This is a genomic window from Aliifodinibius sp. S!AR15-10 (assembly GCF_031569985.1).
Taxonomy (GTDB): Bacteria; Bacteroidota; Rhodothermia; order Balneolales; family Balneolaceae; genus JAMQKA01.
This window is the reverse complement of sequence record NZ_JAMQKA010000015.1, coordinates 48,970-62,327: the sequence shown is the minus strand read 5'-3', so window position 1 is coordinate 62,327 and position 13,358 is coordinate 48,970. Positions and strand designations below refer to the sequence as shown.

The 13,358-nt window shown below is 44.9% G+C and carries 14 protein-coding genes; 11 read left to right on the top strand and 3 right to left on the bottom strand.

What is annotated here, in order from left to right; all coding sequences use genetic code 11:
- Window positions 1-30: 30 nt before the first annotated feature.
- From NC796_RS11850 to NC796_RS11840, 3 genes are all read left to right on the top strand, one after another.
- Window positions 31-1,122 (top strand): DUF2914 domain-containing protein, encoded by a 1,092-nt coding sequence (locus NC796_RS11850; RefSeq protein ID WP_310684649.1) that lies wholly within the window; start codon window positions 31-33, stop codon window positions 1,120-1,122.
- A 117-nt stretch (window positions 1,123-1,239) separates the two neighbouring features.
- Window positions 1,240-1,674 carry a peptidylprolyl isomerase gene (locus NC796_RS11845; RefSeq protein ID WP_310684648.1) on the top strand — a complete coding sequence of 145 codons (435 nt, stop codon included), beginning with the start codon at window positions 1,240-1,242 and terminating at the stop codon, window positions 1,672-1,674.
- Between the two features lie 186 nt (window positions 1,675-1,860).
- Window positions 1,861-3,144, top strand: a complete 1,284-nt coding sequence (locus tag NC796_RS11840) for a serine hydrolase domain-containing protein (RefSeq protein ID WP_310684646.1) — start codon at window positions 1,861-1,863, stop codon at window positions 3,142-3,144.
- Window positions 3,145-3,286: 142 nt separating this feature from the next.
- Here NC796_RS11840 and NC796_RS11835 read toward each other — a convergent pair whose 3' ends face one another.
- On the bottom strand, window positions 3,287-3,919 hold the full coding sequence (locus NC796_RS11835) for a class I SAM-dependent methyltransferase (RefSeq protein WP_310684645.1): 633 nt from the start codon (window positions 3,917-3,919) through the stop codon (window positions 3,287-3,289).
- A gap of 85 nt (window positions 3,920-4,004) precedes the next feature.
- Between NC796_RS11835 and NC796_RS11830 the strand changes: the two genes are divergently transcribed.
- Window positions 4,005-4,673, top strand: coding sequence for a lysophospholipid acyltransferase family protein (locus tag NC796_RS11830; RefSeq protein ID WP_310684643.1), 669 nt, complete (start codon window positions 4,005-4,007; stop codon window positions 4,671-4,673).
- A 3-nt stretch (window positions 4,674-4,676) separates the two neighbouring features.
- On the opposite strand, the gene NC796_RS11825 is transcribed toward NC796_RS11830, so the two are convergent.
- On the bottom strand, window positions 4,677-5,774 hold the full coding sequence (locus NC796_RS11825; RefSeq protein WP_310684641.1) for a hypothetical protein: 1,098 nt from the start codon (window positions 5,772-5,774) through the stop codon (window positions 4,677-4,679).
- Window positions 5,775-5,930: 156 nt separating this feature from the next.
- Here NC796_RS11825 and NC796_RS11820 point away from each other — a divergent pair, with 156 nt between their 5' ends.
- The 7 genes from NC796_RS11820 to NC796_RS11790 all read left to right on the top strand — a co-directional run bounded on the left by NC796_RS11820 (window position 5,931) and on the right by NC796_RS11790 (window position 12,588).
- A complete protein-coding gene (locus NC796_RS11820; RefSeq protein WP_310684640.1) occupies window positions 5,931-7,046 on the top strand; it encodes a glycosyltransferase family 2 protein in 1,116 nt (371 codons plus the stop codon).
- Between the two features lie 129 nt (window positions 7,047-7,175).
- Entirely contained in the window at window positions 7,176-8,093 is a 918-nt protein-coding gene (xerC, locus tag NC796_RS11815) for a tyrosine recombinase XerC (protein ID WP_310684639.1), read from the top strand.
- A 26-nt stretch (window positions 8,094-8,119) separates the two neighbouring features.
- Window positions 8,120-8,419, top strand: coding sequence for a ribosome hibernation-promoting factor, HPF/YfiA family (hpf, locus tag NC796_RS11810; RefSeq protein WP_310684638.1), 300 nt, complete (start codon window positions 8,120-8,122; stop codon window positions 8,417-8,419).
- An 8-nt stretch (window positions 8,420-8,427) separates the two neighbouring features.
- Window positions 8,428-9,456, top strand: a complete 1,029-nt coding sequence (gene hprK, locus NC796_RS11805; protein ID WP_310684637.1) for an HPr(Ser) kinase/phosphatase — start codon at window positions 8,428-8,430, stop codon at window positions 9,454-9,456.
- Between the two features lie 114 nt (window positions 9,457-9,570).
- Window positions 9,571-10,545 (top strand): M23 family metallopeptidase, encoded by a 975-nt coding sequence (locus NC796_RS11800; RefSeq protein ID WP_310684636.1) that lies wholly within the window; start codon window positions 9,571-9,573, stop codon window positions 10,543-10,545.
- A 116-nt stretch (window positions 10,546-10,661) separates the two neighbouring features.
- Window positions 10,662-12,041: a M28 family metallopeptidase gene (locus NC796_RS11795; RefSeq protein WP_310684635.1), complete on the top strand. Its 1,380-nt coding sequence runs from the start codon at window positions 10,662-10,664 to the stop codon at window positions 12,039-12,041.
- Between the two features lie 109 nt (window positions 12,042-12,150).
- The gene (locus NC796_RS11790) at window positions 12,151-12,588 is read left to right on the top strand and encodes a CBS domain-containing protein (RefSeq protein ID WP_310684633.1); all 438 of its coding nucleotides are present in this window, start codon (window positions 12,151-12,153) and stop codon (window positions 12,586-12,588) included.
- Window positions 12,589-12,596: 8 nt separating this feature from the next.
- On the opposite strand, the gene NC796_RS11785 is transcribed toward NC796_RS11790, so the two are convergent.
- Complete coding sequence (locus tag NC796_RS11785; protein WP_310684632.1) at window positions 12,597-13,277, bottom strand: response regulator transcription factor; 681 nt, start codon at window positions 13,275-13,277, stop codon at window positions 12,597-12,599.
- Window positions 13,278-13,358 lie beyond the last annotated feature (81 nt).

The window sequence follows — 13,358 nt, the reverse complement described above, 5'->3', positions numbered from 1 at the left end:
GATTCGTTTGAAACAACTTTTGATAATGGCATGATGCAAAGGGCTAAGAACGTACTTGAGCGACACAAAAAGTATCTACCCGTTCTCTTCTTTATGGGTGGCTTCATTTGGGATTCTCTTACGCTTGGGCGGGTTGATAGCCTGTACAGCAATTTTGTCCTCTGCACGTACCTTACTTCGCTCACTGTTTGTCTCTATCTTTTCAACCTCGCGGATGACGGTGCATGGAAGGATACTTTTTTGGAAGCCTGCGAAGAATATTTGCCACTGGCTATCCAGTTTTTTCTTGGTGGGTTATGCAGTGCCTACGTTATTTTCTACTCCCGGAGTGTGTCACTGACCAAAACAATGGCTTTCTTTGTAATATTAGTGATTCTGCTCTTTGCAAACGAACTGCTTAAGCACCGCATTTCCAACAAGTATCTGCAGTTCGGGGCCTACTTTTTTGTAAATTTTACGTTCTTCACCTTTTTCCTGCCGATTCTCCTCAACTCCATGAACACGTTTGTTTTCCTGGTTTCTGGTGCTGTCAGCGTCGGTACTACGCTCTTCCTTATTCTATACCTTTATGTGCGAAGTCCTTCTACCCGCAAAGAGATCGGCGGTCTAAAGATAACCGGGCTCATTGTCGGACTCTATCTGCTTATTAACTTTTTCTACTTTTTTAACCTTATTCCCCCAGTGCCGCTGGCCCTTGAAAATGGTATTGTAGCACAGCATGTCCAAAAGGATGACAATCGCTTTACCGTAACATATAGCCCAAGCGAAAAATATACTTTCTGGTGCCCCCACTCCCCAAACATCGCCTGGCAGCAGGGAGACAGCGTGTTTGTGTATACCTCAATATTTGCTCCGGCTGACCTGCAAAAATCAGTATTTCACCTTTGGAACTGGTATAGTCCGCATACACAACGCTGGGAAGTAACCGATAAAATTGGCTATGAAATTACTGGTGGGCGCACGGGCGGATACCGTGGATATACCTACAAGGAAAAGTTGATGCCGGGCAATTGGAAAGTAGACGTCGTTACTCAGGAAGGCTTGGTGCTGGGAAGCATAAATTTTCAAGTTTCAGTGGACTCTACACTCCGCTCAAATAATTTAATCAAGGAAACATTCTGATTTAAATTATTTATCTGGTCGATAAAAAATAACTTGCTTTTAAAAATAAATATTCTATTGGATTATAGTTATATTGTCGGACGAATTTAAATAACTGCAATAAAAGAAAGGTACATTTTGTCCACAGTAAAAGAAGGAGACAAAGTTAAAGTTCATTATACCGGATCCCTGGAAGATGGTACGGTATTCGATTCATCCCGCGACCGGGAGCCGCTGGAGTTTACACTCGGCGAAGGTCAACTGATTCCCGGCTTTGAAAAAGCAGTAATTGGAATGGCTGAAGGCGATTCCACATCTGTTGATATCCCATCCGATGAAGCATATGGCGAACGTCGCGATGATCTGGAAATTGAAGTTACCAAAGAAGAGCTGCCTGAAGAAGTTGATCCTGAAGTAGGCGTTCAACTGCAGGTAAAACAAAATGAATCAGGTCGAAGTATCCCCGTAACCATTACAAAAGTAGAAGAAAATCAGGTTACGCTGGATGCCAACCATCCGTTAGCAGGAAAAGACCTGAAATTTGATATTGAGCTGGTAGAAATTAGCTCTTAATTATTTCCGGGGGGGAGAATACAATCTCCCCCCTTTTTTCTCCCCCTCTTCTGAAGTCCTTTTTGTAACTTCCCTCCCAATTTCCACAAATTGCTATACCATCCTTGCATTAATTTATTATCCTGCTACATTTTAGGCTGAAATGACCAAATGGATAGCTGAACTCACAACATAAATGAAATGCACATGCTCAAAAAAAGAATCCTATATAACGATTTGCGCACCATTTTCCTGATATTAATCCTGTCCCTGGTCCCTCTTGTTGGAATGGGTCAATTTCAACAGGTTCAGCCTGAAGCGGTTGGTTTGTCACCAGATAGACTGGAGAGACTTGATCAGCTCATTCGAAAACAGATAGACGAACAGAAAATGGCGGGCGTAAACACACTCATCCTGCGCGACGGGAAAGCAGCATATTTCAAGTCGCACGGCATGATGAATATTGAGGAACGACAACCGATGCAAAAAGATGCTATTTTCAGAATCGCTTCAATGTCCAAGGCGGTAACCTCAGTTGCGGTGATGATTCTTTATGAAGAGGGACATTTTATGCTCAGTGATCCGGTATCGGACTATATTCCCGCCTTCAAAGATCCAGTAGTTGCCGTGTCGGACTCTACCAACGGAAAAGGTTATCGCACAGTCCCTGCCAAACGACCGATCACCATCCAGCATCTGCTCACGCACACTTCCGGTTTGACCTATGGTAATGGCGTGGCGCACGAAGCCTATGAAGAAGCAGATTTGAGCGATTGGTATTTCGCTGATGAAGAAGAAGTGTCGATAGGAGAAAAAATTAAGAAGCTCGCTACACTTCCCCTGCACTCGCAGCCCGGTGAGCAGTGGCAATACGGCTACTCAACTGATGTGTTGGGATATTTTGTAGAAGTGGTTTCTGGCATGCCCCTGGATGAATTCTTTAACAAACGCATTTTTGAACCCCTTGGAATGAATGACACCCATTTCTTTCTCCCACCAGAAAAGGCCGACCGACTGGCGCCTGTTTACGGTATAAACGACGATGGTGACCTCGAACTGATGGAACCGACCAGCAGTACCGACTACATCCACGGACCACGAACCTGCTTTTCCGGTGGAGCCGGACTGATGTCCACGATAACGGATTATGGCGTTTTTATGCAGATGCTCCTCAATGGCGGAGAGTTTAACGGCACCCGTATCCTGAGTCCCAGCACCGTTAAGCTGATGCATGCCAATCATACCGGGGATATGTACGCCTGGGGTGATCTCGGGTTCGGACTGGGATTTAAAGTTGTTGAAGATCTCGGCGAGTTTGGTGAGATCGGTACCGAAGGAGCTTATGGTTGGGGTAGTGCTTACTATCCTGTCTACTGGATTGATCCCCAAAAAGATATGGCATTCCTGTTCCTAACCCAGCTGATGCCCGCCAACGGTCTGCCGTTCCGGGATCTTTTCCCAAATATGGTATATCAGGCTGTGGTTGAATGACTGAAGTGAGGAAGGATTAAGGATTGAAAAGATTGAAGGGTAGAAATAACTAATACCTTTCCCTTGGAATTGGGAATTGTACTCCCGAACAAGCATTGATGTGAGTGCAACTCCCTCCCAACCCTCAATTCTTACAATAAGATTACAGTTTACGCACAATCATTAGGCCGTCGCGTTCGGTTAACATCACCTGTTCTACCCTGTCGTCATCGGCAATAAGTTTATTTAACTCGTCTACCGCCTCCGCCTTCTCATCCTGCGGATCAAGCACATTCTCTGCTAAAAACACGTTGTCAACCACCATCACGCCACCGCTTTTAAGCTTGGGCAGTGCCTGTCGGTAGTAGTTGGGATAATTTCCCTTATCCGCATCAATAAATATCATATCAAATGGTCCTTCAAGCTTTTCAAGGCTCTCCAGGGCTTCCCCCATGTTGACATGGATCTTATGGCCGTTCTTACTTCTCTCAAAAAATGAGCGTGCTATTGACGCATACTTTTCATTGAGATCACAGGTTTGCAGTTCACCGTCCTCCGGCAGTGCTTCAGCCATCATAAGGGCTGAATAGCCGGTAAACATGCCAATTTCCAGCACCCGGCGCGCCCCCGTAATTTTCACCAGCATATTCAGCAAACGCCCCACTACTCGTCCACTCAGCATGTCGATATATTCTAACTCACGGTCGGAGGTCTCAATTAACTCCTGGATCAACTCCGGTTCGGGCGTCGTATGTTGGTGGGCATATTCCTGGATATCGGGATTTAGCTTCAGCATCAGTATTATCTTAAGTTAGAGTGGATTCTTTATCAGTCGCTAAAGATATTCACATTCGTTTTGTTCAACAAAATCTTTCTTGCCAGTGGAATTTATTCCTGCCAAAGAATCTACATGGTTTATCAGAATCTTTAAATGGTATACCTGGCTGCTGTTCAAACGGCGCTTTAGCAGGGTGTGGCTGCGCCAGGATTACAAGCCGGGCAAAAAAAGCAAAACGATCTATTTCCTGAACCACAATTCCTGGTGGGATGGACTTATTCCCCTCCTCTTGAATGAGTTTCGTTTAAAACAGCAGGCACGGGCCCTGATGGAAGACAGGCAGATGGAGCAGTACCGCTTTTTCCAAAAAATCGGGGCATTTTCTATCAACCGAAATTACCCGAGGAAAGCTGTCACTTCTATGCGTTATGCCGTCCAGTCGATGCAGCGCAACAACGCCTGCCTGTTTGTCTATCCCGAAGGAAAAATAACTCCGGTCGGATCTAAACTGCAATTTGAAGGTGGACTGGCATGGATCTATTCAAAAGTTAGGGATTTGGATGTTGATATCGTTCCAATTGCTATTCACATACAAACAATAAGAAAAGATAAACCCGAACTTCACCTGCATGTCGGGGAAGCTGTTGAGGTGCCCGGAACTCTCAACAACAAAAAGAGGACACAGCTTTTGCAAGAAAAACTCCAATCTTTACTGAATGATTTGCGATCAACCGCCGGCTTCGATGATTCGGGTTATGAGCGTTTTTTGTGAGTTCTACCATATCCATCGGTAGAGTCGTTTTGAGCGCTGTACCCAGTGGGGTGATTCATCTTCATACCGAATGCGCATATTCACGAACGGCCAGAACGTCCGCCAATAAATTCGGTCCGGGCGAATGAACTCCGATATACCCTCGGCGACCTGCATGATATCCTCATCCGGAATATTTATGAAAGAATCACTGCTGAACCGCTGGTAAAAAGGCCCGTTGTCTAATATCCTTGCCTGTTGTATAGTGATATGCGCCTTATCATTGTTGAGCATCAGTTTTCTGGCGGTGTGGAGACCAAAAGGCGACCAGCTTTCATCCTGAAGGTCAATATTGGGATAGGTGGCAATTAGTTCGTTATTGTCCGGGCTCAGCAGCCATGCCTGGTGCTGTTGCTCGTTCTTTCGGTCCATCATGTAATACACGAGCGTGCCCATCTCAAAATGGAAGCGCCCCCAATACCACTCATTGAACTCATTCCGCATCGGCTCATTACCCATATTATGGTCGTGATATCCCTTCCCTTCGAACACAACTTCTTTGGCTTTTTCCGCCCGGGCTGAAATCTCAAGGTTCGCCTCTACATCTGCTCTTGGCTGCACCAAATTCCACAAGTGTCCCTCTTTGTGGAACTCCTGAACGCTTTCCAACAATTTCTCAGGAGTTTTTGAACTCTTGAACGTGACCGTCCCTTTAATGGCATCACCGGATGGCAATTCTTCATTTAACATCAGGCGGTATGAAATACTTTCATCAGAAGACTCAGCCTCCATTGTATGGTCACCCACAACAATATAGGGTACGTTGGAATCGAAAAAACAATCCTCCTGTTTGAACTCGGTAAAACTATAATAGATCGGGGTTTGATTTTTATAGACGGAAATGCTAACGGCAGGATGCTCTTCCGGGAACACGCTATCTGAACGATTCCAGTTCTTTAATCGCTGTATATAGCGTGTTGAGAAAGGATTTCCCTCATAAAAAATAATCACTAAACTATAATCACCGGTATTGTCAACACCGTCAAAATACCACCATTCATATGCTCCCGGTTTGAATTTTTGGGTTCGTACATCTTTTGCGTAATCAGAGAGTATCTGCATAAGCTACCATCAGCTATGGATGTAATTTATTTACTTTGCCTATAGTATAACCTAATATTTGCAGTTTCTAGTTTCACTAAGAGCTTTTGAGTTCGGGCCATGATTTACCTGCTATATTTTGCTACCTGTTATTTATTGCTAACCTCGCTTATTTTAATGCGAAATAGGCTAAACTTCACCTCATTAAGTCCCGCTGGAGAAACCAGATTTACGGATGATTCTCCCAAGGTAAGCATTTGTGTGCCTGCACGGAATGAAGAACAAAATATTGAACGGTCTATTCGCTCGGCACTAAACCAGAAGTATGAAAAAGTTGAAGTGTTGGTACTGGATGATCACTCCACAGATGATACAGGAGAAATTCTTGCTTCACTTAAGCAGGACCAATCCATCAGTGACAGGCTAGTACTGCTCCGGGGAAAACCCAAGCCCGACGACTGGCTGGGAAAACCCTGGGCCTGCCAGCAACTGGGAGAAGCGGCAGATGGCGATATCATTATCTTTGCAGATGCCGATACCTGGTTTGACAGTGATACTGCGGGAAGGGTTGTACGAACGATGGGGCGCGATGTCTTGGATATGCTGACTGTTTGGCCACGACAGGTATTGGGCACTTTCTGGGAAAAAATGCTTATCCCGCTGGTATATTATGCCCTGTTGAGCCTTCTTCCTGTTCATTATGTCTTTCGGTCGCCCCGCTGGATGCCCCCGTTTTTGTGGGATAAATTTTCTCCCCTGTTTGCGGCTGCCTGTGGACAGTTCATAGCGTTTAAACGAGCGGCATACCAAGAAGTTGGAGGCCATCAATCAGTAAAACAAAAAGTTGTAGATGATGTTGAACTGGCAAAGAAAATTAAATTAAAAAGTTATTCCATGCGCATGTACTACGGCAGCCAGGCGATTAGTTGTCGCATGTACCGTTCCAATAGTGAAATATGGCAGGGATTCAGGAAAAATTTCCTGGCAGGTTTTGGAAACAACCTGTTCCTCTTTGGGTTAATGGGGCTTATTCATCTGATCGTGTATATCATCCCTCCTGTTTTATTTATTGGAGCCCTTTTTTCCGCAGCTACTGGTATTTTGGCCTGGTCTGCCAGTGCCATCTTTTTGGCTTTCTCTCATCGCTTTTTAATGGCCCGATGGTTTGCCTGGAGCTATTGGTATGGATTTCTACATCCGTTCAGTGTGCTTTGGTTTCAGGTTTTGGGAATAACCGCAGTTAAAGATTATCTTACAAAAACAAAAACAGAATGGAAGGGGCGCCCGGTTTGATGGATTATTCGACAAGTGGAGACTTCTGCCGAAGCTGCTTACTTCGGGCATGAAGATTGTATTTTTTTAAGTCGAAATTCTATAAATCACTCCTTTACTTATAGTTTCTAAGTACCCATATTAAGGTAGATGAAAGAAGCTATTACCAAATATTTACGATATCTGAAGGTTGAGCGGAACGCATCGCCCCACACCATAACCTCGTATGAGAATGATCTGACCCAATTCCTGGAATTCTGTGCCCAATATTTTGATTCTTCAGACAGTGAAGTCGATTTACAGGCTGTTGAACGTCTCACCATCCGTTTGTGGCTGGGCGAACTTTCAGAGGAAGGAATGGCTAAAAGTTCCATTGCCCGAAAAGTGGCGGCAGTTCGCTCCTTTTTTAAGTACAGTTTTAAACGGGGAATGGTAGAGCAAAACCCTGCACACCTGCTAATTGTGCCCAAAAAAGATCAGCCACTGCCGAAAACCGTCAATAGCGAGGATCTTTCCCGGATGATGGAACTGGCTCCCGGCGACAATCCTCAAAGTGCGCAGGATCGCGCAATTTTAGAACTTTTTTACAGCACGGGCATCAGGCTGAGCGAGTTGGTATCGCTGGATATTGATGAAGTGAATTTTGATCTGAAACAGGTGAAAGTGATGGGCAAAGGAGCGAAACAACGGATTGTGCCCCTGGGCAGCAGTTCGGTAACAGCCTTGAAACGTCATCTTCAAACACGGAAGGAATTATACGGAACTCGTACGGATCGTGATGCACGCAGTGCCCTGTTTCTGGCTGCCCATGGTCAGCGTATCTATCCACGGGCGGTGCAGCGCCTGGTGAACGATTATTTGACCCGGGCCAGTGAGGTCACGCAGAAAAGTCCCCACGTGCTGCGCCATAGTTTTGCCACTCATCTGCTGGATCGGGGTGCCGATATCCGGGTAATTAAAGAACTTTTGGGCCATTCGAACCTGGCCTCGACACAAGTTTACACTCATACGAGTGTAGAACGACTTAAAAATGTATATGAATTAGCACATCCCAGAGCAAAAAGTTAAACGATAACTGATAGGAGGATAAGCTTATGAAAACAACATTCACCGCACGTCATTTTGATGCTAGTCAACAACTGAAGCAATATAGTGTGGATGCTGTTCAGAAACTGGATCAGTTTTACGATCGAATTGTCACTTGCGATATTATTCTGGAACCAACCCCAGATGATGAAGAACCGCAACAAGCCGAACTGAATGTCAAAATTCCTCAAAAATTGTTAAATGCTAAAGAAAAAGCCCCTACCTATGAACAGGCGATGAATCGTGTAGTTGACAACATCACACGACAGCTAAAAAAATATAAGAACAAGCATTTCACCAACCACTGAATTCATATATGCCCTTTGGAGATCTGGAACCGATACCCAGGAAAGACAAAATAAGTGTAGCCTATTTAGTTGAAAAACTGCAAGAGCGGGTCAATATTGACCTACGACCGCTTGCTGGTGAAGAGTTCACCAGTAAGCGATATGTCACCGAGGCCGACCTTCACCGGCCGGGGCTCGCTCTTGCGGGCTATGTTAAGCTCTTCACCTATCAACGTATCCAGGTGATCGGCAATACTGAAAGCCAGTATCTTGATAACATGAGCGAAGAGGAGCGAAAGAAATCGTTCCAGAAGCTTGTAGAGTTCAACATCCCGATCATTTTCCTGACCGACAGCAATAACCTGCCTGAATACCTGCTTGAGATGGCAAATGATGCAGAAATCCCGATCTATAATACCCCTATCGAGACCACTCGGTTCATGTACCTGATCAGGGACTTCCTGGAAGACCAATTTGCGGTCCAGACGCTGGTTCACGGCTCTATGGTAGATGTTTACGGTATCGGGATACTGATTGCCGGTAAATCGGGCATTGGAAAAAGCGAGGTGGCACTGGACTTGGTCGAGCGCGGTCACCGGCTGGTGGCTGACGATGTGGTCATGCTTACCAAAAAGAATAACATCCTGATGACCTCGGCCACTGAAATGAACCAGCATTTTATGGAAATACGCGGGCTCGGTATCGTTGACGTGATGTCGATGTTCGGCATTCGTGCCATAAGGTATCAAAAACGTCTTGAAGTGGTACTGGAACTCTCCTTGTGGGATGAATCCAAAGATATCGAACGGACCGGTCTCGACCAGGATTCCACAAACATCCTTGGTGTTGAAGTTCCCCTTATCCATCTGCCGATAACCCCGGGCAAAAACATTACGGTTATCGCAGAGGTAATAGCCATGAACTACCTGCTTCGGCACTACGGATACGACGCTGCAGAAGTGCTGCAGGATAAGATAAAACAACACATTGCAAAGAAATCCAGTTCGGGGGATATGCCCAAACGGGCTATTGACTATTTTGAAGGGGATGTTGAGTAGTTATTAAAAAATATTATATTAGAGGTATCTTTATTCGCTTTATGTCGGGGAACAGTTTTTCCATTTAAAAAATTTATCTGCGGCAATTGCTCTCATGGAATTAAAGAAGGAGTTATGGCTCTAAAAAACTATTTTTTCTACGACGAGCGTAATTGTGATTTTGTACCGGTCAAGTACAATACGTTCGAGAGAGTCGTTTATACGGCTTGTTCATACATTTTATTTGGCGTTGTATTTGCGGGCTTGGGTATTTCCATTCTTTCAACCACTGTAGGTACTCCTGCTGAAATTGCACTCAAAGCTGAAAATCAAGCCCTGCTACACCACCTTGAAGAAACCAAAACCACGATTAAGGATCTTGATAGCGAGTTAAACCAGCTGGCACAAACCGATAATGAAATGTACCGGTCGGTGCTCGGTATGGAGCCTATCCCCTATGATGAACGGGAAGCCGGTATGGGAGGAGCCGATGTTTACTCTGATTATGACGTATACAGCCAGGAAACCGCCGAAATTCTGAAATGGACTTCCGAAAAGCTTGAAATGTTGGAGCGGGGAATTAATATCCAAAAAGCGAGTTTTACGGAGATCAAGAAATATTACAACGGCAACCAGGAAAAGATGGAGCACATTCCTGCCATAAAGCCTGTTCAGGGTATACTATTGAGTGGCTATGGCATGCGATTTCATCCGGTACTAAAATATCGGCGTATGCACGAAGGCCTTGATTTCCGGGCTAACGTAGGCGATGACGTGTATGCCACTGGGGACGGCACCATTAAGTACGCTAGCAGGAAAGGCACATACGGCCGGTTGGTAATTGTTGATCACGGGTACGGGTATGAAACCCGTTATGCCCATCTTTCCTCTTTTGCGGATGGTATTAAACCCGGTGCCAAAATTTCGCGCGGCGACCTGGTGGGTTATTCGGGGCACTCGGGCATGGTTGAAGGACCTCATCTCCATTACGAAGTCTATCGCGATGGGAAACCGATTGATCCAATAAACTATCTATTTGCTGATATAACACCTGACGAATTCCTGATGTACCAAGAAATTGCGGAGAACAATCAGAAATCCATGGACTAACCTCACTTATTTTCAACGTTAAAGGGCCCGGAGCACCGGGCCTTTTTTTATTGTTCTTATTTTTTGTAATTAATCTCAAGCATCAAAATATACTACCCAAAAAGGCCAGCCGCTTTATGACTCGTATAGGAATACTGCTTACAACACTTCTTGTTTTCTGCATATCACCCCTGTTAGCACAAAATAAATTTCCCCTGGAAAACCACCGGGCAGATGCTCAAAAATTGATTAATGCGGCCCTGTCAGATGAAACCTCATTTGATGAGCTCACTTATTTTGTGGATACCTTTGGGCATCGCTTTAGCGGTTCTAAAAGTCTGGAACGCTCTATCGACTGGATTATGGAAGAGCTAAAAAAGGGTGAGCTGGAAAATGTACATACGCAAGAGGTCATGGTCCCGCGCTGGGTACGGGGAAGTGAATATGCAGCGATGACCGCCCCCAGGAAAAAAGAACTACCCATGCTGGGGCTTGGTAGCAGCATTGGCACTCCGCAAAAAGGGGTCGAAGCCGAGGTCCTGGTGGTTAATAGTTTTAAGGATCTAAAGGCCAAAGCCAAACAAGCCAAGGGCAAAATTGTGCTGTATGATGTTCCCTTTACCACGTACGGGGAAACTGTGCAATACCGGGTTTCAGGAGCTGTAGAAGCAGCGAAAGTGGGCGCAGTGGCAAGCCTCATCCGCTCGGTGGGGCCTTTTTCGATGAAAACACCGCACACCGGTAACTCTCGTTACCAGCAAGGTGTAAAGAAGATACCGCATGCCGCTATTACGGGTGAAGATGCCTCCCTCCTTCACCGGCTGCAAAAACGCGGCGAAACAGTGAGGGTTCAGCTCTATATGGAAGCAAGGACTCTTCCAGATACAAAATCAAGAAACATCGTGGCTGAAATACGAGGCAGTGAGAAACCGGAAGAGATTGTCGTCCTTGGTGGACATATCGATTCTTGGGATCTCGGGCAGGGAGCGATGGATGACGCCGGCGGCTGTTTTGCGGCATGGGAAGCGCTGAAACTGATGAATGAGCTCGGTCTCCGACCCCGGAGAACAGTGCGACTTGTAATGTGGACAAATGAAGAAAATGGACTTCGGGGGGCGAAAAAATACCGCGACCTGGTCAAAGAAAACGGTACGTTACACAATCATATACTGGCAATGGAGTCGGACGGTGGTGTATTTACGCCCAAGGGCTTTGGATTTTCCGGATCTGATGAGGCGTACAAAATAATTAAAAAAATCGGATCACTGCTGAAACCGATCGGTGCCGACGAAATAACACGCGGCGGCGGAGGGGCTGACATTAGTCCCCTTATGAAGGAAGGCATTCCCGGTATGGGACTTCGGGTAGACGGGAGCCGCTATTTTTGGTACCACCACACCGCTGCCGACACCATAGACAAGTTAAGCGCCGAAGAATACAAAAAATGTGTCGCTACAATGGCAGTAATGGCATATTCTGTGGCAAATATGGATCAAACACTTCCCAAGCAGCATTAACGCCAATAAGAGGCTATTTAAATACTTATCAATAACTTGCGCTCATGTTATAAATATTACTGAAATTTATTATACTACACTTAGCCTGTCTAATCTAAAAGGAGAACATATGCTGGTAAGCAATATTTTAAAAGAAAAGGGAAGTACTGTCTACCATATAGCACCTGAAAGCTCAGTTTTTGAGGCGATTAAACTGATGTCAGAAAAACGTATCGGTGCACTCGTGGTGTTAGAGGATGAATCTTTATGCGGAATCATTTCTGAGCGAGATTATCGCGACAAAGTGATACTGAAGGGAAGGACGTCGAAAAACACGAGAGTTAAAGAGATTATGACATCAGATGTCTACTGGGTGCCACCAGATGCAACCATCAAAAAATGCATGGCCCTGATGACTGAGAAAAAGTTTCGGCATCTGCCTGTCATGGAAAATGATAAAGTAGTGGGGGTTATCTCTATTGGGGACTTGGTAAAACAGATAATTTCGGACCAAAAAGTAGAGATTAACCATCTGAAAAATTATATCGTAGGATCATATCCCAGATAATTCATCATTTATCCGTCTCCGCAGCGAAGTACAAAACCTTTTTTACGGACGGTTTCGATATAATCATTTTCAGCGTTTTCGCGTATCTTTTTACGAAGATAACTTATATAAACGTTGATGTAATTGGTCTGCGTATCGAAGTGGATATCCCATACCTTCTTTGCAATCTCTTCCTGTGTGACAATTTTGTTCTTGTTCTTCATCAAAAACACAAGCAGGTTAAACTCGTTATTTGTCAGATCTACAGAGGTACCGTCAACCAAAAATTCCCGTTCAAGTAGTTTCACAGTAAGTTCACCACACTCCAACACTTGGTCATTGGCAGACTCTCCGGATCGACGAGTTATGGCTTCAATTCTTGCCATCAGTTCCTCGGTATTAAAGGGCTTGGTCAGGTAATCGTCGGCACCAACTTTCAGACACTTTATTTTAACATCAGTCTCTTGCTCTGCGGAGAGGACTAAAATTGGAGTGGTTATATCTTGATCACGGATGTCTTTGGCAATATCAAATCCATCTCCATCGGGCAATCCAAGATCAAGGATTATTATATCATAGTCATTTGTTGTGGCAAGATCCCTGCCTTTGCTGGCGTTGTCTGCCTGGAAAACATCATTGCCTTTGTGCTCCAACACTGCTTTTACCAGTGTGCGAACTGACGGATCATCTTCAATAACTAAAACTTCCATAAATTATAGGATTTAGAGGTATTGCCTTTTGCCCCTTTTTAATTACAGAGTAAATTCTAATCTAAAGATAATAAACAGATA